This is a genomic window from Candidatus Acidiferrales bacterium (genome assembly GCA_035934015.1).
Lineage (GTDB): Bacteria > Acidobacteriota > Terriglobia > Acidiferrales > UBA7541 > DAHUXN01.
Map to the genome: position 1 here is coordinate 213,953 of DASYYH010000006.1, position 20,989 is coordinate 234,941.

A 20,989-nucleotide genomic window follows, 5' to 3' on the forward strand; every position below is an offset into this window, starting at 1 on the left:
CGAATGCAAATTCACCACAATTGGACGCGGGAAGAGATTCGCAAGATATTCCGCCTGCCTCTGCCGGACCTGATTTTCCAGGCTCAGTCGATTCATCGCGAATTTCATCGATCTGAGGAAGTCCAGCTTTGCCGTTTGCTCTCGATTAAAACCGGCGCGTGCCCGGAAGACTGTGCCTATTGCTCCCAGAGCGCGCATTACAAAACGGGCGTCGCGCGCCAGAAATTGATGGATCCATGCGATGTTCTCGAATCCGCGCGCCGCGCCAAGGCCGATGGTGCCACGCGTTTCTGCATGGGCGCTGCCTGGCGCGATGTTCCCGAGGGGAAAGAATTCGACGCCGTCCTCGAAATGGTTCGCGGTGTTGCCGCACTCGATCTCGAGGTCTGCTGCACGCTCGGCATGCTTACGGAAAATCAAGCTGCGCAGCTCAAGCGAGCCGGCCTCACCGCCTACAACCATAATCTTGACACCTCGCCTGAATTTTACGGCCACATCATCACCACGCGCATTTATGAAGATCGCCTGCGCACCATCGCGCACGTCCGTCAAGCGGGAATCACGGTTTGCTGCGGCGGAATTCTCGGAATCGGGGAATCCGAAGAGGATCGCATCGGCTTGCTGCATCAGCTTGCGAATCTTGATCCGCATCCCGAAAGCGTGCCCATCAACGTTCTCGCTCACGTCGAAGGCACTCCGCTCGCTCATGTGCCGGACCTCGATCCACTCGTTTTCGTCCGCACCATCGCCGCCGCGCGCATTCTCATGCCTGCTTCGCGTGTCCGACTTTCCGGCGGACGCCACACCCTGTCGCGCGAAGCTGTCGCTCTCTGTTTTCTCGCCGGCGCGAATTCCATTTTCACTGGCGAAAAGCTTCTGACCACGCCGAATCCGCCCGTCGATCAGGATCTGGCTCTCCTCGACGATCTCGGCATGCGGCCCATGCAACGTGCCTCAAATGCTTAGCAAAGAAATCCGCAGCCGCATCTCCTCCGAACTCGAACATCTGCGCAAGGAATCGCAGTTCCGCACTCTCGAAATTCCGCGCGGCATCAATCTCTGCTCGAATGATTATCTTGCTCTTTCCGATGATCCTCGTTTGAAGTGTGCTGTCATCGAAGCCGTCTCCGCCGGCGAAAGCGTTGGTTCGACCGGCCCGCGTCTGCTCTCCGGCCATTCGCTCGAATGGGAAAAATTGGAATCTGATTTCGCTGCTTTCGCTGGCGCTGAGTCGGCGCTTTACTTCAATTCGGGTTATGCCGCCAATGTTGGTTTGCTCAGTTCGGTCTTGCGGCCTGGCGACGTCGTTTTCTCCGATGCGCTCAACCATGCCAGCCTCATCGATGGCATTCGTCTTTCCGGCGCTCGCAAAGTCATCTATCCACACTGCGATTTGAAATTTCTCGAGAATGCTTTGCGCGAAAATTCCGCCTCCGATGGCGTAAAAGTGATCGTCACCGAGAGCGTTTTCAGCATGGAAGGCGACGTCGCTCCTCTCGCCGGCCTGCTCCATCTCGCGAAAACTTACGGTGCGGAATTGATTCTCGATGAAGCTCATGCCACTGGCGTCTGCGGCCCGCAAGGGCGCGGAATAGCGGTCGACTTGCACTGTGAACACGGAATCCTCGCCGTCGTCCACACGTGTGGCAAGGCCTTAGCCAGCCTCGGCGCATTTGTATGTTGCCATCTCGCGCTCAAGGATTTTCTCATTAATCGCGCGCGCACTTTCATTTTCAGCACCGCCGCGCCGCCGTACATGGCGCGCCAAATCAGCGCTGCGCTTTCCTTGGCAACCGCCGAAGATAACCGTCGCGCACATCTCCGCGAAGTCTCGGCCTTGCTGCGCGCCGGTCTCGCTGCCGCCGGTTTTTCCTGCGGCTCGAGCAGCACGCACATCATCCCCGTGATTCTCGGCTCCAATGAAAATGCTCTTCGCGTCGCCACGCATTTGCAGGCGAGCGGCTTCGCTGTCAAAGCGATTCGTCCGCCGACCGTCCCGCCGGGCACTGCGCGCATTCGTTTTTCGCTCACCAGCCGCGTCACGCGCGAGGACGTCGATCGCCTGGTTCGCGCCATGCATTCTGCAAACCAACTGCCGCAGCACGCTTCTTCCATAGCCGCCAATGCCTAGCCGCTTTTTCATCACTGGTACGGACACCGGCATTGGCAAGACAACGGTCTCCGCGCTTCTCTGTGCCGCGCTCGATGCCATCTATTGGAAGCCGATCCAAACCGGCTCACGCGAAGGCACCGATCGTGTCACCGTCATCCGTCTCGCTGCGCTTCCGCGCAATCGTTCTCTCCCGGAGGCGTATTGTTTCGCGCCGCCCGTGTCGCCACATCTCGCCGCGCGTCGTGCTGGAGTTCGCATCGAACTGCGCAAAATCAAATTGCCGCCGCTTCCTCCTCAGGAAAATTTAATCGCGGAAGGAGCCGGCGGCGCGCTCGTTCCGATCAATGACACGCAGTTGATGACCGATCTCATGCGCCATCTCAAGCTCCCGGCTCTTCTCGTCGCGCGAACTTCTCTCGGCACGATCAACCACACTTTGCTTTCCATTGCCGCCTTGCGTGCCGCGCGCCTCGACCTTCGCGGCGTCATCATGGTTGGCCGTCCGAACCGCGAGAATCGCAGCGCCATCGAGCATTACGGCAAAATCGAAGTCCTCGGCGCCATGCCATTCTTAAAAGAGCTGAATCGCGCTATTCTTTTGGACGTGTTTCGGCGTAATTTTGACCGCAAGGCCTTTGCCTCATGACTTCGCCGCTGCGCATTTGGCATCCCTTCACGCAGGAGGCGCTCGATCCGCCGTCGCTGCGCATCACAAAAGCCGAGGGAGTTTATCTATACACCGCCGATGGCCGGCGCTTCCTCGACGGCATCTCTTCATGGTGGGTCAATATTCACGGTCATTGCCATCCGGCCATTATGTCTGCCATCGCCGCGCAAACGGCCAAGCTCGACCACGTTCTACTCGCCGGCTTCACGCACGATGCCGTCGAAGATCTCACGCTTGCGCTTCGTGAAGTCTTGCCGCAGGGTCTCGCACACATTTTTTTCTCTGACGATGGCTCAACCGCCGTCGAAGTCGCGCTCAAAATTGCCGTACAGTATTGGCAAAATCTCGGCCACCCCGAGAAGCATTCCATCGTCGCCCTTGAGCATGCCTATCACGGCGATACCGCCGGCGCGATGTCCGTCAGCGACGATTCGCTTTTCACCGATCCTTTCCGCAGCCTGCGTTTTCCCGTGCATCGCGTGCATTCCGCTTATTGTTATCGTTGTCCCGTCGGCAAAACGCGCGCCACCTGCGACGTCGATTGCCTCACGCAGCTCGCGAACCTCCTCGAAGAAAAGCATCGCGAAATCGCAGCCGTCATCGTCGAGCCGCTTCTGCAGGGCGCTGGCGGCATGATCGTTCATCCCCAGGAATTCTTGCAGCGCGTGCGTCTGCTCTGCAGCGAGTTTGGAGTGCTGCTCATCGCCGACGAAGTTCTCACAGGCTTTGGCCGCTGCGGCAAAATGTTTGCCTGCGAACTTGCCGGCGTCGTTCCCGATCTCATGTGTCTCTCAAAGGGAATCACGGGCGGCGTTCTTCCGCTCGCGGCCACGGTTTGCACGGAGGAAATTCATCGCGCCTTTGTCAGTGACGATCGCGGCCGTACGTTTTATCACGGCCATTCCTATACGGGAAATTCCATCGCCGCCGCCGCTGCGGTCGCTAGCCTGAGAATTTTCCAGGACGAGCCGATCTTCGAGCGCATCAATGCCATCAACGGCATTCATCAGGATCGCCTCGCTGCCATTCAGAATCATCCTGCCGTCGGCGACGTTCGTTCCATTGGCACAATCGCCGCGGTGGAATTGCGCGCCGATGATCCCGGCTATTCTTCGCGCCTTCGCCCCAAGCTCTATCAGTTTTTTCTGGACGCTGGCATTTTGCTTCGTCCTCTCGGCAACGTCATTTACATTCTCCCGCCGTACGTCATCACTTCCGTGGAACTCAACTTCATCCACGATCGCATCGCCCAATCCCTCGACCGCGCCGCCGAATGGTCCGTTCCGCCGCGAGCGCAAGCCGCACCGTAAACCTCGGCTCGCCTTAGGGCTGGGTACAATTGGCAGGCATTGGGATAAATTGGAATAAAGGCCTGGGTCGAAGCGTGAGCATTTGGATCGCCGCAGCAGATTATTTTCGCGTGCGTGGAAAATTCAGTTTACCGTGCAGGATTGGTGGGCCCTGGTTGACGATCTTAGAACTTGCGCTCACCCAATTCAGGACTGGGAATTCAATTTAGGCGCTTGATCGTCCCTGCACAGCTGGATGTTTGTGACTCCTTGTCCGAGGCCAAGAACCGGTACGGCTCCCAATCTTGTGTTCCAGAAAGCCTGCGAAACCCGTGGACCTCATACCCGAATTTGGATGAGCTCCCTTCGTCCACTTGGTCATGCTTATATTCGAAGCGCTCAATGTAAGCTTTTTCGCTGGGGTAGAAGTAGGACTTCTCGATTAGATGAACGATTTCGTCGGCCTTCATAGCGCGAAGTTCAGTAAGGGTTAGGTCTGAACCCCGCTGAAAGGCCCACTGCTCCATCTCCTCTTGCGTAGGTTTACGGTGCCCGGCGGCGGATGTCTCACTCACATCTTTAGCTCCGTGTAAAGCGGCGCTTCTCTGAAGGATAGTGAAAATCGTGGTGCGTACGAATAACCCGCTGTTCTCTTCCTCCCGAAGTCGTCTTGCGATTTCCGATGCGTCGAAATGCCCTGACAAAAGCTCTTGAACGCAGCCGTCAATAGCCGTCAGGTTTCGCCGCCAGCGATTAACATCCTCCTCCAATCGATCTGTCTTTGCCGCCCGGTGGTAAATCAGCCATCCGAAGTAGGCGGCCAAAAGCCAGCCGACCCACCGAAAGGACGTACCAAATGCGACGTAGAGCGCGATGACACCTGCCGCTAAGTAAAGCAAGCTAATAAAACTGCGCACCAGAACCACAAGACCCGGTCTAAGGAGGCTGCCGAGTATCGGTCCTTCGGCATCGAATACGGGGTGGGCGAACGAGTACAACACTCCTTCCAAATCAACGGCAACTTCGAGCCAGTAATCCACTGTGCTTGCCGTCCTGGTCATCCATCTTTCGTTGAATTCATTAAGCGCCATTTCGGAGAGGTCGTCCCGGAGCTGCCTGAGTGACCGAATTGTTTCTTCGCGGTCAAGTTTCGTGATGTGCCAAATGTCCTTGGACGCACTTTTGACTTCCTCATCGACTGACAGGAGTTCGGAGAGAAACCTGTCCAGCGCCTCGCCCTGTTCAGGATCTTCCTCCTCGTCGCGCCACAGGCGGTAGCGTAGATTCCCTAAGTCCGCCTTTCTACTCAGAAGACGCTCGAGCTTCTCGTTCCTCGGCGGCCCCTTCACCATAACCCCTCCCAAAGCGTGGCCAGTTTAGCGCTGATTCTACTCTAGTGCGCCCTCAGCAGGGTTGGTGATTTCACAACATAGACGCATGCGGGGCGTGACGCTCGAAGATAGGAGCTAGCCAAAGCAGAACACGGAAACACAGGCACGGTTTTCGTCGAAGGATGCCCTTCGCGTTCTGCGGCATGTCAGAATTCTCCGTATGGCTAACGCAAAAGCTGCCGGTTTAGACGCTGCGAGGAATGCAGGTGTGAAACGACGTATGCTGTACCCGTTCGGTCATGCTAAAATTGCTCGCTCCCAACGGGCCTGTAGCTCAGGTGGCTAGAGCGCGCCCCTGATAAGGGCGAGGTCGACTGTTCAAGTCAGTCCAGGCCCACCAATGTTTTTCTTTTGCTTTCATTGCTCTGAAATCTGCTTTGGTGCATGCACACGTGAGCCCAATCCACTTCATCATTCACATTTGATCGCGACATTTTAGAATTCGAGCGGCATAGACACGCGCCGCCTTCCAGCGTATCTTTGCACTGCGGATGAACGATTCTGTTCGTCCAAAGAATCGGTTCTGATGCGAAAGGCTCCCTCTGACTATTTGTTTCTCGGCCCGAGTGCAACATGATTTCGAGTGCAACCGCAGCTAAAGGAGGCTTGCGATGATGTATTTGATCTGGGTCGTCGTAATCGGCATCCTCGCGGGATGGATCGCGGGCAAAATCATGAAGGGCCACGGATTCGGTGTGCTTGGTGATTTGATTGTCGGTATCGTCGGCGCTCTGCTTGGCAGTTTTGTATTCGGGCTGCTTGGCATCGGTGCGTACGGCTTGATTGGCCGGCTGGTGATTTCCGTCATCGGCGCGCTGATCCTGCTTTGGCTCATCCGGCTCATCAAAAAATAGTTCACTGCGCGTTTTTGGCGTGGGGCAAATGAGCGGCGGCGTGAACCAGAGAATGAAAAGGAAGCGAATCGCGGTGCTCGTTTCGCTTCTGTGTTCTGTTGCGGCCGGAAAAATCTACGCGCAGAATCCGGCGAACACGCCGTCCGCTTCCACGCAGCGCATCAGCCTCGCGAACGGAGTATCGATCGAACTTCCTTACGACTGGGCTCCACGTACTGACTCGCATCTCGCGACATCCGGGCAGATGGCCGCATCCGCGCCGCCGTTGGTTTTCTCGGAACTTCATTTTTGGGATGACTCGGCGGACTCTTCCGTGCTCGCTTTCGGCCTTTCGAACAATCCTTTCCTCGGCGGAGACAAGAACTCTCTCATCGCGCAAATTCTCGGTGGTGCGAACGCGAAGCCCGCTTTGCTCGATTACCTTTTCTATTTTTTCTTTCCACCTCCCCCATCCTGCCTCGACGGCGCAGCCGCCGCCTTCCAGGCGAAGGCGCGCGAAAGCGCCGCTGGAAAATCCGCTTCCAGCGACGCAGCGACGCCATCCGATTTCACTTTGCTGTACGACTGCACGTATTCACCGTCGCTTGCCGATTTTTATTCCTACGAATTAAGTCCGCGGCTTCAAATTCGCCGCGCGAGTGGCGCCGAACGCTGGCAGCCACAGACCACGAATTTTTACTTTCCTGCAATGGAAGAAGTTCAGTCGAACCGGCTGACGTTTTTCGTTTTTGAAGCGCAGGGCGAGGGCGCGGTCACGCGCGAGACCGTCGAAGATTTCAATGTGCCGGAGAAACTGAATGCCACGATGACCGATTATTTTTGGGCCGTCGGCGCGCCGACGCCCTTTCCCTTCGCGCGCGTTTCGCTGGAAAAAAGTGAGCCGCTGATTCAGGTTGCTTTTGCTTCCGCGGGATACGGCCCGAATAAGCGACCGGACTTTCTGCAGATTCTGCGCCGGATTTCCAGCACATGGGCGACGCCCTACTGAGACGCAGCAATCCCTCCTTCGAGAAGAGATTCGCAGTACTTTTATTTTTTTCTCAGCTTCAGGCGATTTCGAGCATGCGGTCAATGGCGCGGCGCGCGCGGTGGGCAATTTCCGGCGGGACACATATCTGCGGTTCAAGAATTTCCAGCGAACGCAAAATGCGATCGAGCGTAATCGTTTTCATGAATTCACAAACAGCTTCCGGATTCACTGGTCGAAACAGTTTTTCCGGAGCGGCTTTGCGCAGGCGATGCAGCATGCCTACTTCCGTGCCGATAGCGACTTCGTCCGCAGTGGATTCGGAGATGTGGCGCATCATGCCCTCGGTGGAAAGGAAAAACGTGCGCTCGCGTGGCAGCGTGCCATCCGCGACGCGGGCCATGCACGAACTGACGCATCCGCATTCCGGATGAATCAGCAGTTCGATGTCCGGATTTTCTTCCATCAAGGAAAGCACCTGCGCGGGACGAATCGTGCGGTGCACGTGGCAATATCCGGGATAGGCGATGATGTTTGCGCGGCCGGTTTCACGCGCAACGACCGTAGCAAGAAATTTGTCAGGAATAAAAAGAATGGAGCGATCGGCAGGAATCGCACGAACGACTTTCGCAGCGTTCGCCGATGTGCAGCAGTAGTCGCTTTCGGCTTTCACTTCAGCCGAAGTATTGACATATGCGACGACGACAGCGTCCGGATAGCGCTTCTTCCAGGCGCGAAGTTCGTCGGCGGAAATCGTCGCCGCGAGCGAGCAGCCGGCGCGCAAATCGGGCAGCAGGACCGTTTTCTCCGGACAAAGAATCGCAGCGGTCTCCGCCATGAAATGAACGCCGCAGAAAACGATCACGTCAGCGGGCGTTGCGGCAGCCTGCTGTGAAAGGCCCAGAGAATCGCCGACGTAATCGGCGATCTCCTGCACTTCGTCGCGCTGATAATTGTGGGCAAGGATCACAGCATTGCGTTCTTCTTTCAGGCGCGCGATGCACTGCTGCTTGCAGAAAATTTCAGCGGGCGAATCGCCGATGGCCTCGACCGGCGGCACGGAATATCGAGTGTCGAAAGAGATCAAATTGGCCGATTCGCTCAAGGAAAAATCACCTCGTCCCAGGGATAAGTGTCGCGCTCAGATCAAGTGCGCGCGCGGAATGCGTCAGCGCGCCGATGGAAATTGCGTCCACGCCCGCAGCAGCAAAGGCCGCTACAAACGCTTCGGAAACGTTGCCGCTCGCTTCGATGAGCACGGAATCATAAAAGCCTGCGTCACGCAGCGCTGTAGCTGCACGGGCAGCATCGGCTGGCGAAAAATTATCGAGCATCAAAACGCATGGGCATGCCTGCGGCGATGCCGATTGCAATGCAGAGAGCGCGCGCGCGACAGGAAGAGCTTCCTCGATGCTTGTGACTTCGACTTCAAAAAATGCTGTGTTTTTTCGGCGTTCCCAGGCACGGCTCAGAATGTCATGAAATGCTGCAGGAGAATTTCCGGACGCGAGGCGCAGGTGGTTCGTCTTGATCAAAATCGCATCGCTCAGGCTCAAGCGGTGCGTTCCACCGCCGCCATGATGGATGGCGCGCTTGTCGAGCAAACCGCAAGGCGTCTTGCGCGTGCCGATGACGTGAGCATTCGGCGAGGCATCGCGCGCAACCGCAACGAGCTTGTGCGTTGCCGTGGCGATGCCGCCCATACGCTGCATGAGATTTACGATCACGCGCTCGAGCGGCAGAAGTTCACGCGCGTTTCCGATAACGCGCAAGAGCACGTCGCCGCGAACGACGGCCGCGCCATCTTCGGCGACAGGAGTTGCATTTAGCCCGGCGTTTCCGTAAATCCACGCTGCCTCTTCGATGCCTGCGGCGATACCTGTTTCCTTGGCACGAATCTCGACGGTGCAGCCGGGTGCGTCAATTTCCATGGCATCAACGGTCAGGTCGCCGGCCGCGGAATCCTGGCGAAGGAGTTCGTCCGTAAAGGCGCGGAGAGCGCGCAGATATTCCGGATTCTCGAGCGTCAGAGAAGCGCCATGGTAAAACGCAGCGCGAATGTGATCTTCGCGGCTCATGCGATGCACATGTGCGGCAATTCCGACTTTTGGAGTCATGGCAATTGGATTCTCTCGCGTGGCTGATGGTCGCGGCGCAATTTGAAGTGCACACGCCCTCTGCGGCTCACGCTGCCTGAGCGGCGAAACTCCATTTTCCTGTGGCGCGCGCAGAGAAGTCAACCTCGATTGAAGCACGGCGAGATTGCAGATTTCGCGCCGAGACGGACCGCCCGGCGAAGTCGCGAAAGACGCTTGTGCATATCGCTTCGAGCGGGATGCGAGTTTCCGAGAACGGACAGAAGGCGAGAAATTATGGCGAAAAAACTCGATTAGAATCGCCTTCGATTCCTTGTTTTGTGTGAGTTGCATGAAGTTCTTATTTCCCATAGAAACTCGATTAGGTTCTGGAGGCTGGACGGTTTGCGCAGAGGGCGCGCAAAAAGGAAGGGATGAAAACTTGTCCCGATTAGAAAAAGGCAAGTGATTGATTTTGCGAGTGGTTAGCGGAAACTCACTGAGCTTTGCTGTCCCGATTAGAAAATTGTGCTGACCGGTTCGGAGCGAACCTTGGGCTGCGAGCGGATCGGCCAGCGTCGCGCGGAACGAAGAGAGGCGCGGATGGAGACGAGTCTCCCTAATCGCTGAATTTTTCCAAAAACCGCGAGAATCAGCGATTAGAACGACCTCCCGTTGTTTGTTTTGTGTTAGTTGCATCGAGTTTTAATTCTTCATATATTTGCGATTAGAATCCCTCCGAGCGCATAAAAAGCGAAAGGCCGCGTCGCCGCGGCCCACCTTGTCTCCTTAGTCCCGAATTCTCCACAAGCCGCATTTGCGGCTCACGGCTACATACTTATCATGTAGTAATGTGGTTGTCAAGGAAAGAATCAAAGAAAAGCAGAAGAGACGCAGAAGCGCCGGACGGGATAATCCAGAAATGGAGGTGGATCATTGGCCGCGTGGCGGCTGGCACATTCAAAATTTTGACACGCCGGCGAGAGGGGCGCGCAGAGATGCGAAGACAGGGCCTTCGCGCTCTAAACGCGCGCCAGAGGAAGAGAATTCACGTTACGGCACTGAGGCGTAAGAGCTTCCGTTCGATGGCTTCGACGTAAGCTTTCGCAAACAGGCCGCGTGCGCGAATAAGAGCGCTATAATCGCGCCGGCCGGTCGACTCTGACGCTGTATGGACCATAGCGAGGCATGATGAAGTATCACCACCTGGGAATCCCGACTGAGGTCGCACAGACAGGTGAGATTTACCTGTCCCGCTACAAGCTGTACTGCACAGACCACCAACGCAATCCGTTCGGTATCCAATGGATGCGATACGAGAGCGATTGCCCATTGCCGGAGCTGGTAAAGACCAAAGCGCATGTTGCCTTCGAGGTCGATGACCTCACCGAGGCGCTGAAGGGCCACGAAATCCTGATCGAACCCAACAGCCCCTCCGAAGGGATTCTGGTGGCTTTCGTGGTGTGCGATGGTGCACCCATCGAGTTCATCCAGTATCTGGACCGAGGCGTCAGGACTGATCGGAGCGGCGGAACAACTCCCGTACCACAAGAATAGCCGCCATTCATCGGATTAGGACGCTAACCCCGACGGCGACAGTAGCGGAAAACCCGCGAGGAAGTGTTAGAATCCGAGTCAGATGCAGGCCCCGGAGTCAGGCTTCATGAAGCAATTTCTCCACGCAGGACAGTGGCAAAGGAAGGCTTCGGGAATAGCTGCGTCAGCGTTTGCTGCTGCATTTTTATTTGCCTGCGCGAGCGCGGCATTCGGGCAAGGGCCGCCACCGCCACAGAGCGCCAAGCCAGCGACTCCGGATGTGATCCTTGAGAAGCGGGCGCCGATACCAGTGGTTGACCCTCTGATTTCTTTGGAAGCCAAGCAATCCATGCCTCCTCTCGAGGTGGACTTGGTTGTTCCCGAGGGGATACCGCTGCGCGTGATGCTGAAGAAGACAATCCCCGTCAAGGAGCCCGGACAGGCGGTGATTGCGTACGTCACAGAGGCGGTATATGCGTTTGACCGCATCGTGATTCCGAAGGGAAGCGAAGTGGATGGCCACATCACGCAGCTCGTCTCTCCATCGGGGTTCAAGAGAACGGGCAATTATTTGAATGCGGATTTTTCTTCGCACCGGCGCGTGGAAGTCACATTCGATACGCTCGTGCTTGCAGACGGGACGCGGATGAGCTTGCTGACTCGAGTGGTGCCCGACGCGGGACCCGTGGTGAAGCTGGAAGCAAACCCACAAAAAAGCAGCGAAGTGAAACGCGCCCGGGGAATGATCAGCAGACAGGTGCATGGGACGCTTGCAGCCCTGAAGCCCTCGACATTGTGGCGGCACGCAAAGTCTTTCCTGTGGGGTGAATTGCCCTACCACAAACAGAAGCTTGTCGAGGGGACGGTCTTCGACGCGGAACTGGTGCGGCCGCTGGATTTTGGCCTTGCGCTGATTCCTCCGGAAGAAATGGGCGCAATGGGGCAGATACCGGCGGAAAGCAGCGAGGCATATGCACGGCTGGACAAGACGCTGAGCTCGGCGACAGCGCAGGTAGGATGGTCGGTCGAGGCGATTCTGACGCGCCCTGTTTTTTCGAAAAATGAGAAGCTCTTGCTGCCGGCGGGAAGCCAATTGCAGGGCAGCGTCGTGAAAGTAAGGCCAGCGCGGTGGTTCCACAGGAATGGGCAGCTCCATTTCAATCTGATCCGTGTCGTGTTGCCGTCGGGCACGCCCCAGCCTGTCGAAATGGCACTGGAAGGAATCGAAGTCGCCAAGTCATCGAATATCCAGATGGATTCAGAAGGCAGCACGAGAGTCGCGAGCAACAGCAAGTCGCGCGTGCTCAACACGGCACTTTCCATCGCCATCGCGAATTCCACGCTTGATGCCGATAGCGGCCACGCCGGTGCGACGGCGACCAGCGAAAACCGGCCGCTTGGAGGCGTCTTGGGCTTCAAGCTGGTAGGACTGGCTGTGAGCCTCGCGGCGCGGTATCCGCCGCTTTCGCAGGCGATGGGCTTCGCGGGCGCGGGACGCTCGGTTTATTCGAACTTTTTCAGCCGCGGAAAAGATTTAGTACTGCCCAAGGATACGCCGATTGAAGTGAGTTTCGGCGAGCATCGCAAACCCATGACTGCGGCAGACCCGAAACGCAAGTGACCCCCGCATCCTGCCTCGCGGCTTGAGTTCCGGATCTGTTTTCGTCAATGGCGACAGATTCGACCGCGCGAGGCGAAGTTTTCATGCGGCGGCGAATCCAATCGGAAGGTAACGTACGGCTGGAACGGGAACATGCCTTTAGGCATCTTAGCTACGGCGAATGAGTTCCCATTCATCCTGAACAGAATTGAGGGAGCGATTTTTGCGAAGAATCATCGGATCGGCGATGGCCGCGGGGATGGGAGCTTTGCTGGCGATGTTCGCTGGATGCGGAAATCCGCGATCCATTGCCGACGATGCGAAGACCATGAATTTCCATCCGGTGAATTCCGGCGGCGAACCGCCTGTATTCGCGGCAGAAGCGCCACGGCGCGACGTCAACGTGCTTACCTATCACGACGACGAAGCGCGCACAGGCGAAGACTTGAATGAGACTGTACTGACGCTGCGAACGGTGAATGCGAAGGATTTTGGGAAGATCGGGTTTTTGCCTACGCAGGGCCTTGTAGATGCGGAGCCGCTCTACGTGGCGAATTTGATGATCAAGGGAGCGAAGCACAACGTCGTCTTTGTTGCCACGGAGCACGATATGGTTTACGCGTTCGATGCCGGCACGGACGCGACGCTCTGGCAGGTTTCGCTTCTCGGGCCGGACGAAAGGCCGAGCGACGACCGCGGCTGCGGACAGGTGAAGCCAGAAATCGGAATCACGTCGACGCCGGTGATCGACCTGAAGCGAGGCGCGCACGGAACGATGTACGCCGTGGCCATGTCGAAAGACAGTTCAGGGCGATATTTTCAACGGCTGCACGCGCTGGACATCACGACGGGCGCGGAATTAGAAGGCAGTCCGGAAGAGATTCGCGCCACTTTTCGTGGCACGGCAGTCCCGAACTCGAATGGGCACGTGGATTTCGATCCGAAGCAATATAAGGAGCGCACGAGCCTGCTGCTGTTCAATGGCGTCGTGTATACAAGCTGGGCGTCGCATTGCGATTTCGATCCATACACCGGATGGGTGATGGCCAACGACGCGGCGACGCTGAAACAAATCAGCGTGCTCAACGTCACGCCGAATGGAAGCGAAGGCGCGTTCTGGATGGCTGGCGCCGGGCCGGCAGCGGACCCGCAGGGGAGAATTTTCTTGCTCGCGGGCAATGGGACGTTTGACACGACACTGAACGCACAGGGGTTTCCCGAGAAAGGGGACTATGGGAATGCATTTCTTGAACTTTCGGCGACGGATGGAAGACTTGGCGTCGCGGATTATTTCGATATGCACGATACAGGCGCGGAATCTGACCGGGATCTCGACCTGGGCTCTGGCGGAGCGGTCGTGCTGCCGGACCAGCGGGACGATTCAGGAAAAATCTGGCATTTGGCCATGGGCGCAGGAAAAGACAACGTCATTTATTTGGTGAATCGCGAATCGATGGGGAAGTTCAATCCGCAAAACGACAACGCGATTTACCAGGAAATTCCGAGTACGGGCGAAGAGAATTCGCAGGGATTGGGCGGCAGCGGCGGAGTTTATTCCATGCCTGCGTATTTCAACGGAACGATTTATTACGGCTCCGTGGACGATTCGATTCGTGCATTCAAGATTGAAAATGCGCACATCGTGAGCCCGGCACAATCGAAGACAGCGATCACGTTCGGGTACCCCGGCGCCACACCGAGCATTTCGGCGAATGGAGACAAGGATGGAATCGTCTGGGCTGTCGAGAATAATACGCCCGCCGTGCTCCATGCTTATGACGCAAGCGATCTGGCGCACGAACTCTACAACAGCAATCGGGAACGGGCGCGGGACCAGATCACGGGGAACAAATTCATCACGCCGATGATCGCCAATGGGAAGGTTTTCGTGGGGACGCCGAGCGGCGTGGCAGTGTTTGGCCTGCTTGCGAGGCAGCCAGCCGGGAATCCTCGCCCGTAAAACAAGAACATTCAGATTACGCCAACGCTTCGCGGAACCTCTGTCCGCAAACGCTAAGCCGAAACTGGCGGATGGCGCTGCACCCACGGGCGCGCCTGCTCGAGCTGCGCGGCAAGACGGAATAACGAGGCTTCATCGCCGAAACGGGCGGCGAAATGAACGCCGACCGGCAAACCTTCGGCGTTCCAGAATAGCGGCACGGACATTGCCGGCTGGCCTGTTGCGTTAGCGAATGGCGTGAAGGCCACGAAGTCGGTGGCGCGCGACAATGCCAGGAGCGGGACTTCCGGCGGCGCATCAAAATGGCCGAGCGGTAATGGCGGTTGGGAGACCGTCGGCGTCAGCCACATATCGTAGGTCTCGAAAAATTGCGCGATGCGGCGGCACATGCCTTGCAGTGACGTCCAAGCGAGCATGTAGTCGGCGGCGGAAATCTTGCGGCCCATTTCCACGAGCGCCCAGGTGAGCGGCTCGAAATCCTCCGGTCGGGCTTTGCGGCGCATCAGGTGTTCGGCGATGACGATGTTCCAGGCGACGCTGGCGGCCCAGATGCTGACAAAAGTGTCGCGGAAGACGGGGCCGTCGATTGCGGGAGAAGCTTCCTCGATGGTGTGGCTTAGCTCCGCGCACAGTTTTGCAGCGTCTTCGACGGCCTGCACACAATCGCCGTGAACAGGAGCGCCGGCGGGAGCTTTGGCAGAAAAACCGATGCGCAAACGGCCCGGCGAGGCGCCGACTTCTGCGAGAAATGGACGCGCGATAGCAGGCGCAGCATAAGGATCGCCTAGCTCAGGGCCTGCTACGGCATCGAGGAGAGCTGCGGAGTCGCGCACGGAGCGCGTTACGGCGTGCTCAGCGACAAGCCCACCGAGGAGGTCGCCGAAATCGGGACCCAGCGGAACGCGGGCACGCGTGGGCTTGAGTCCGAAAAGCCCGCAGCACGAAGCGGGAATGCGGATCGAGCCGCCGCCATCGTTGGCGTGCGCTGCAGGAACGAAGCCTGCGGCAACGGCCGACGATGAGCCTCCGCTTGAGCCGCCGGTCGAACGGTTCGAGTTCCAGGGATTGCGGGACGCGCCAAACAGACGCGGCTCTGCGGTTGGCAGAATGCCGAGTTCGGACGTGTTGGTCTTGCCCACGATGATGAGGCCGGCGCGTTTCCACCGACGCACGAGTTCGCTGTCCCGAGCGGCGACTAAATCGCGTGTGAACGCGCAGCCGGACGCCTGCCGCACGCCAGCATAGGAAGCCACTAAATCCTTGATGAGGAAGGGAACGCCGCGAAAAGGGCCGTCCGGGAGAGCTTCGGATTGTGCCGCCGCGCGCGCCTGGTCGTAAAGCGGGAGGATGACTGCGTTCAACTGCGGATTCAGGCGCTCGATGCAGGCGATTGTGGCATCCACGAGCTCGAATGGCTGCACTTCCTTGCGGCGTACAAGCTCGGCTTGCGCAGTCGCGTCGAGCCACGCGAGTTCTTTGATTTGGGCCTTGCTCATAGTTGCCATTGTGGCGTTTCTGCTGGCTCAAGCACGCCGGAAAAGCACTGTACCGGTCCGCCAAAGCTTCATCATCTTTGCCGTGCGGCGAGGCATGAGCTTGGCCCAGAGGCGAATCATCCAGTCGCGGGGCATCGGGCGATTCAGCTCGCGCGAAGCCTGAAAAAAACCGCGAAATTCGGCCGGTTCCCATCCGTGCGGACGGAAGAACTCTTCGCCCGCCTCGGGGGCAAATTTCATGGGCGCGTTGGCCGCGCGGAGCTGCTTGCCCCAGTAACGGTTCATTACCTGGCGGACTTTGGGCGAGGCGAGATCCGTGAGCCAAAACTGGAAATGGCCGCAGGCATGCAGATCGCGGGTGAGGCCGGCGACCTGCTCGTCGTCGAGGTACGAGAGCAATCCTTCGGTGATGACGAAAGCGCAGCGGCAATTTCCGTCCAAGCGGGCGAAAAGCTCGCGCCTCTTTGCTTCATCAGATAAATCGAGAGAAACGCGCTCCAGACGACATCGCGGCGTCTCCTGCGCCAGCATTTCGGATTTGTAACCGATCATTTCGGGAAGGTCCACTTCGACCCACTGGAGAGCAGCGGGAAGCGGGAGGCGGTATGGCCGCGTATCGAGTCCAGCGGCAAGGTTGAGGACCAGATCGACGCCTTCGGAGGAGAGAGTGCGCTGGAGCATTTCATCAATGAGAGCTGTGCGCACAATCATCGACCACGACATGCGCAGGCCGCCGCGGAGAGAGCGGACAATCTGCTCGCCGCGCTCGCCGGCGAGCTTGCGCGCATAGGGGTCGCGGAAGAGAGCGTCCGGGCGGTCCGTTTCCAGGGCGCGGTAATAGGCGACCCAGCGAGCCGTGTCCGAGATATCGCGTATCACTGGCCCCTTTGCCGATTCGCTCACCCCGATGCCTCCCAGGGAATGCTCCTCGCTATTTTAGTCGGTTGGCACGCGGAATGATACGACGGCGGGCAAGTTTGAGGTAGGGTTCGAGGCCGGTCCGGGCAGGATGCAGCGGGCCAGTTTGCATTTCGACTCTTTGTGCTACGGTCCAGAAAATTCGAACTAACCCACGATTCGGCAAAATATTTGTTGGGCAGAAGCGCCCGGAATGATTTATCCTCGGATGTTTTTCGCCCACTGTGAGGAGCGCAAACATGATAGGAATTCGCCGTACCGTTTTCATCGCTCTATTTTTTGGGATACTCGGTTCGCTGGCACCCGCAGCCAGCGCGCAACAATACCCGATGAATCTTTACCAGGACATGCGCTGGCGGATGATTGGTCCGTTCCGCGGCGGGCGAACGAAGGCTATTTCCGGCGTGGCGAGCGAGCCAAACGTCTTCTATATCGCGCAGGTGAATGGCGGCGTTTGGAAGACGACGGACTACGGCGAGACGTGGAAGCCAATTTTCGACGCGGAGCCGACGCAATCGATCGGCGCGCTGGAAGTGGCGCCCTCAGACCCGAACGTGATTTACGCCGGCAGCGGCGAAGGCTTGCAGCGCCCTGACCTTTCGGTAGGGAACGGCGTCTACAAGTCCACGGATGCGGGAAAGACGTGGACACACATGGGCCTCGATGACGCGCAGCAAATCGCGGAGCTGGCAATCGACCCGCGCGATCCCAATAAAGTGCTGGTTGCTGTCGTTGGCCATCCCTACGGCCCGAGCGAGCAGCGCGGCATTTTCCGCACGACGGATGGCGGACAAACCTGGCAGAAAGTGCTCTCCAAAGACGACGGTTATACCGGCGGCGGAAGCGTTGAGATTGATCCTTCCAATCCGGATGTCGCCTACGCTTCGCTGTGGGACAGCGTTTCTGGCCCGTGGGAAGACGGCAATGAATACAACGGCCCCAATAGCGGGCTATACAAATCGACCGACGGCGGCGCGACCTGGACGCAGTTAAGCAATGGACTCCCCGACGGGATTATCCAGATTCATACGGCGATTGCGCCAAGCAATACTAGCCGCATTTTCGCCGCTATCGCCGTGGGCCGCGGCATCGATATCTATCGCTCCGATGATGCCGGAGCGAGCTGGACAAAAATCACCGACGATCGACGCCCAGAGGGCCGCATCGGCGGCGGCGATTTGGCGGTTCTGCGCGTCGACCCGAAGAATCCGGATGTCGTCTACTCAACGAGCACCGTAACGTGGAAGTCGACCGACGGCGGCAAGACATGGAACGCGTTGAAGGGCGCGCCGGGCGGGGACGATTACCAGAACATGTGGATCAACCCGAACAATCCAAACATTATTTTGCTGACGAGCGACCAGGGCGCGGTGGTGAGCGTGAATGGCGGAAAAACGTGGAGCAATTCGTGGTATGCGGAGCCGACCGCGCAGTTCTATCACGTGATTACGGACAATCAGCATCCCTATCGCGTCTATGGAGGCCAGCAAGAGAGCGGTTCAGTGGGCATTGCCAGCCGCGGCAACGACGGAGAAATCACATTTCGTGACTGGCACCCCGTCGGCGTGATCGAGTATGGCTACGTTGCGCCCGACCCGCTGAACCCGGACATCGTTTATGGCGCGGGACGAACGGAAGTTTCGAAATACAATTGGGTGACCGGACAAGTGCAGAAAGTGACGCCGGTGGGCGCGGGTGCGGGCAAGTATCGCGCGGACCGCACCGAGCCGATCATATTCTCTCCGATCGATCCGCACGTACTGTACTACGCGACGAATTATCTTTTCAAAACGACCAATGGCGGCGATTCGTGGACGACGATCAGTCCGGATCTGTCACGCAAGGCTCCCGGGATACCGGAGAGCCTCGGCGGCATGGACAAAAACGATCCGAGTGCAGATCAGCCGCGCGGAGCGATTTATGCGCTCGGACCGTCGCCAGTCGATATCAAAACCATTTGGGCTGGCACGGATGACGGATATATCTGGGTGACGCGAGACGGCGGGAAGAAATGGAACAATGTGACGCCACCGAAAATGACCGCGTGGAGCAAGGTGACGCAAATCGTTGGCTCGCATTACGACGTCAATGGGGCGTTCGCTTCGGTCAGCCGCTTCCGCATCAACGACATGAAGCCTTACATTTACCGCACGGACGACGGCGGCAAGCACTGGCAGCTGATCGTCGACGGGCTGCCGGACAATGAGCCGGTGAATACCGTGCGCGAAGACCCCGTGCGGAAGAATTTGCTTTTCGCAGGCACGGAAAATGCGGTTTGGGTGTCGTTCGATGCCGGCGATCACTGGCAATCCTTGCAGTTGAATCTGCCGCATTCGTCGATGCGCGACCTTTGGATTCACGATAGCGATTTGATCGTGGCCACGCACGGACGCTCCTTCTGGATTCTTGACGACATCACGCCGCTGCGGCAATTGAGCGACGGCATGGCGAAATCCAATGCCTATCTTTTCGCGCCGGCGCCGGCGTATCGTTATCGGCGGGATACGAACACGGACACGCCCTTGCCGCCGGAAGTCCCCGCCGGACAGAATCCTCCCGACGGAGCGATCATTGACTATTACCTCGGCAGCGCCGCGACGGATAAAGTCGCCATTGGAATTTACGACCACGCGAACAAACTCGTGCGCTTCTATTCGAGCGCCGAAAAGATGCCGTTCACCGAAGACGAGCTGAAGAAAACGCTCGGCGTGCCGACTTACTGGGTCCGCTGGCCGCGAATTCTTTCGAGCGCCGCAGGCATGCACAGGTGGGTGTGGGATTTGCATTACACGCCGCCGAAATCGCTCGCGCACAACTATCCGATTTCCGCGGTGCCGCATGACACGCCGAGCTATCCGCTCGGGCCTCGCGTGGCGCCGGGGACGTACACCATGATGCTTACGGTGGGCACGCAAACCTACACGCAAACGATCGAAGTGCGGGAAGATCCGCGCGTGCACGCGACGCAAGAGGCGCTCGAGGCGCAATCGCAGATGGAGCAACGGCTCGCGGCGAACATGGATAAGGCGTACGACGCGATGCAAGAGATCCAGAAGTTCCGCGAAGGATTGAAGCAGCAATCCGGCAATCAGATTGCTGCACTCGACAAGCAAGCAGCAGAGCTCGCCGGCGCGGGAGGCGGGAGAGGCGGTTTCTTCGGCGCGCGCGGAGGAAGCGATAGCTTCGCGCGGCTCAGTGCGGAATTCGGGCAGCTCTATACGCAGATTGATGGCGCCGATGCCGCGCCGACAACGACGCAAGAAGCCGCGGCAAGCGCATTAGAGCCCCGGCTCACAGCGCTGCTGACGAAGTGGAAAGAGCTCCAGACCTCGGCGAAAAAATAGCGCGGATGGATTCGGGCCGCGTGCCGTTTTTGGCGTGCGGCCTGCATCCGCAATACTGTTCGCCGGCTGCGCAATCGCATGACTCTCGCAAAAGCCCGCAAGGCGCTTCGCCGCTGCGCTGACTCGAAAAGAGCGCGCACATTTCGCGGTTTTTTCAAAGACACGACCGATATTTTCTTGGGCGTCACAACACCACAAATGCGGAAGGTCGCTCGCGAATTTCAGGGATTGCCGCTGCGCGACGTGCGCGATTTGATGAAGTCGAAAATTCACGAGGAGCGTTCGCTGGCGCACGCGATTCTCGTTCTGAAATTTCGCGGCGCAGACGAACGGAAGAAGGGCGCGATTTTCCATTTCTACATGCGCAACCGGAAGTACATTCACGAATGGGACGGCGTAGACGATAGTGCTCCCTACATCGCCGGCCCTTATCTTTTGCGTCGTGACAAGAAGCCGATCTATGAGCTGGCGCGGTCAAAGAGTCTCTGGGACCGGCGCATTGCCATGGTTTCGACGTGGTGGTTCATCCGCCAAGGGCAAGTGCACGACGCGCTGAAGATTGCGCGGCTGCTTTTGAAGGATGAAGAGGATCTGATCCACAAAGCATCGGGGTGGATGCTGCGCGAGGCGGGCAAGCGCAATTTACAGGCGCTCGAAAAATTCCTCAAAAAGCATCATCGCGAAATGCCGCGCACGATGCTGCGCTATGCGATCGAACGTTTCCCGCAGGAAAAAAGACGCGCTTACCTCGCAGGAAAAATCAACTGAAGACTTCTCAC

At 57.9% G+C, this 20,989-nt stretch carries 16 protein-coding genes and 1 tRNA gene; 12 read left to right on the top strand and 5 right to left on the bottom strand.

Translation table 11 applies throughout. The annotated features are described in order from the left end of the window. Window positions 1–3 precede the first annotated feature (3 nt). From bioB to bioA, 4 genes are read left to right on the top strand one after another with little or no spacing between them, the layout of a single operon-like run. Window positions 4–966 (top strand): biotin synthase BioB, encoded by a 963-nt coding sequence (gene bioB, locus VGR81_03370; protein HEV2287973.1) that lies wholly within the window; start codon window positions 4–6, stop codon window positions 964–966. Further along, window positions 959–2,131 carry an 8-amino-7-oxononanoate synthase gene (locus tag VGR81_03375; protein ID HEV2287974.1) on the top strand — a complete coding sequence of 391 codons (1,173 nt, stop codon included), beginning with the start codon at window positions 959–961 and terminating at the stop codon, window positions 2,129–2,131. Before bioB ends, VGR81_03375 begins: the two co-directional genes overlap by 8 nt. After that, complete coding sequence (gene bioD / locus VGR81_03380) at window positions 2,124–2,759, top strand: dethiobiotin synthase (GenBank protein HEV2287975.1); 636 nt, start codon at window positions 2,124–2,126, stop codon at window positions 2,757–2,759. Before VGR81_03375 ends, bioD begins: the two co-directional genes overlap by 8 nt. Next, window positions 2,756–4,090, top strand: coding sequence for an adenosylmethionine--8-amino-7-oxononanoate transaminase (gene bioA / locus VGR81_03385; GenBank protein ID HEV2287976.1), 1,335 nt, complete (start codon window positions 2,756–2,758; stop codon window positions 4,088–4,090). The genes bioD and bioA overlap by 4 nt, the downstream gene beginning before the upstream one ends. A 200-nt stretch (window positions 4,091–4,290) precedes the next feature. Here the strand turns inward: bioA and VGR81_03390 are convergent, their stop codons facing one another. Beyond that, window positions 4,291–5,421: a hypothetical protein gene (locus VGR81_03390; protein ID HEV2287977.1), complete on the bottom strand. Its 1,131-nt coding sequence runs from the start codon at window positions 5,419–5,421 to the stop codon at window positions 4,291–4,293. Between the two features lie 302 nt (window positions 5,422–5,723). Here VGR81_03390 and VGR81_03395 point away from each other — a divergent pair. From VGR81_03395 to VGR81_03405, 3 genes are all read left to right on the top strand, one after another. Then, window positions 5,724–5,800, top strand: a tRNA-Ile gene (locus VGR81_03395). A gap of 271 nt (window positions 5,801–6,071) precedes the next feature. Next, a complete protein-coding gene (locus VGR81_03400) occupies window positions 6,072–6,314 on the top strand; it encodes a GlsB/YeaQ/YmgE family stress response membrane protein (protein HEV2287978.1) in 243 nt (80 codons plus the stop codon). A 52-nt stretch (window positions 6,315–6,366) separates the two neighbouring features. Next, window positions 6,367–7,302 carry a hypothetical protein gene (locus VGR81_03405; GenBank protein ID HEV2287979.1) on the top strand — a complete coding sequence of 312 codons (936 nt, stop codon included), beginning with the start codon at window positions 6,367–6,369 and terminating at the stop codon, window positions 7,300–7,302. Window positions 7,303–7,360: 58 nt separating this feature from the next. On the opposite strand, the gene nadA is transcribed toward VGR81_03405, so the two are convergent. Further along, complete coding sequence (gene nadA, locus VGR81_03410) at window positions 7,361–8,386, bottom strand: quinolinate synthase NadA (GenBank protein ID HEV2287980.1); 1,026 nt, start codon at window positions 8,384–8,386, stop codon at window positions 7,361–7,363. 7 nt (window positions 8,387–8,393) lie between these two features. Then, complete coding sequence (nadC, locus tag VGR81_03415; protein HEV2287981.1) at window positions 8,394–9,398, bottom strand: carboxylating nicotinate-nucleotide diphosphorylase; 1,005 nt, start codon at window positions 9,396–9,398, stop codon at window positions 8,394–8,396. 1,266 nt (window positions 9,399–10,664) lie between these two features. On the opposite strand from nadC, the gene VGR81_03420 reads away from it, so the two are divergent. The 3 genes from VGR81_03420 (at window position 10,665) to VGR81_03430 (ending at window position 14,452) form a co-directional block, all read left to right on the top strand. Beyond that, window positions 10,665–10,913 carry a hypothetical protein gene (locus VGR81_03420; GenBank protein ID HEV2287982.1) on the top strand — a complete coding sequence of 83 codons (249 nt, stop codon included), beginning with the start codon at window positions 10,665–10,667 and terminating at the stop codon, window positions 10,911–10,913. Between the two features lie 106 nt (window positions 10,914–11,019). Then, entirely contained in the window at window positions 11,020–12,513 is a 1,494-nt protein-coding gene (locus VGR81_03425; GenBank protein HEV2287983.1) for a hypothetical protein, read from the top strand. Between the two features lie 202 nt (window positions 12,514–12,715). Then, on the top strand, window positions 12,716–14,452 hold the full coding sequence (locus VGR81_03430; protein ID HEV2287984.1) for a hypothetical protein: 1,737 nt from the start codon (window positions 12,716–12,718) through the stop codon (window positions 14,450–14,452). Window positions 14,453–14,505: 53 nt separating this feature from the next. On the opposite strand, the gene VGR81_03435 is transcribed toward VGR81_03430, so the two are convergent. Then, the gene (locus VGR81_03435; protein HEV2287985.1) at window positions 14,506–15,957 is read right to left on the bottom strand and encodes an amidase family protein; all 1,452 of its coding nucleotides are present in this window, start codon (window positions 15,955–15,957) and stop codon (window positions 14,506–14,508) included. Between the two features lie 18 nt (window positions 15,958–15,975). After that, window positions 15,976–16,851 (bottom strand): SAM-dependent methyltransferase, encoded by an 876-nt coding sequence (locus tag VGR81_03440; GenBank protein HEV2287986.1) that lies wholly within the window; start codon window positions 16,849–16,851, stop codon window positions 15,976–15,978. Window positions 16,852–17,105: 254 nt separating this feature from the next. Between VGR81_03440 and VGR81_03445 the strand changes: the two genes are divergently transcribed. Then, a complete protein-coding gene (locus tag VGR81_03445; GenBank protein ID HEV2287987.1) occupies window positions 17,106–20,210 on the top strand; it encodes a hypothetical protein in 3,105 nt (1,034 codons plus the stop codon). A gap of 78 nt (window positions 20,211–20,288) precedes the next feature. Next, entirely contained in the window at window positions 20,289–20,978 is a 690-nt protein-coding gene (locus tag VGR81_03450; protein HEV2287988.1) for a DNA alkylation repair protein, read from the top strand. Window positions 20,979–20,989: the final 11 nt, after the last annotated feature.

What these genes read in the sequence shown, in the direction of transcription:
- bioB (HEV2287973.1), top strand. Translation starts at nt 4, where the DNA reads ATGCAAATTCACCACAATTGGACGCGGGAAGAGATTCGCAAGATATTC.
- VGR81_03375 (HEV2287974.1), top strand. Translation starts at nt 959, where the DNA reads ATGCTTAGCAAAGAAATCCGCAGCCGCATCTCCTCCGAACTCGAACAT.
- bioD (HEV2287975.1), top strand. Translation starts at nt 2,124, where the DNA reads ATGCCTAGCCGCTTTTTCATCACTGGTACGGACACCGGCATTGGCAAG.
- bioA (HEV2287976.1), top strand. Translation starts at nt 2,756, where the DNA reads ATGACTTCGCCGCTGCGCATTTGGCATCCCTTCACGCAGGAGGCGCTC.
- VGR81_03390 (HEV2287977.1), bottom strand. Translation starts at nt 5,421, where the DNA reads ATGGTGAAGGGGCCGCCGAGGAACGAGAAGCTCGAGCGTCTTCTGAGT.
- VGR81_03400 (HEV2287978.1), top strand. Translation starts at nt 6,072, where the DNA reads ATGATGTATTTGATCTGGGTCGTCGTAATCGGCATCCTCGCGGGATGG.
- VGR81_03405 (HEV2287979.1), top strand. Translation starts at nt 6,367, where the DNA reads ATGAAAAGGAAGCGAATCGCGGTGCTCGTTTCGCTTCTGTGTTCTGTT.
- nadC (HEV2287981.1), bottom strand. Translation starts at nt 9,398, where the DNA reads ATGACTCCAAAAGTCGGAATTGCCGCACATGTGCATCGCATGAGCCGC.
- VGR81_03420 (HEV2287982.1), top strand. Translation starts at nt 10,665, where the DNA reads ATGCGATACGAGAGCGATTGCCCATTGCCGGAGCTGGTAAAGACCAAA.
- VGR81_03425 (HEV2287983.1), top strand. Translation starts at nt 11,020, where the DNA reads ATGAAGCAATTTCTCCACGCAGGACAGTGGCAAAGGAAGGCTTCGGGA.
- VGR81_03435 (HEV2287985.1), bottom strand. Translation starts at nt 15,957, where the DNA reads ATGGCAACTATGAGCAAGGCCCAAATCAAAGAACTCGCGTGGCTCGAC.
- VGR81_03445 (HEV2287987.1), top strand. Translation starts at nt 17,106, where the DNA reads ATGATAGGAATTCGCCGTACCGTTTTCATCGCTCTATTTTTTGGGATA.
- VGR81_03450 (HEV2287988.1), top strand. Translation starts at nt 20,289, where the DNA reads ATGACTCTCGCAAAAGCCCGCAAGGCGCTTCGCCGCTGCGCTGACTCG.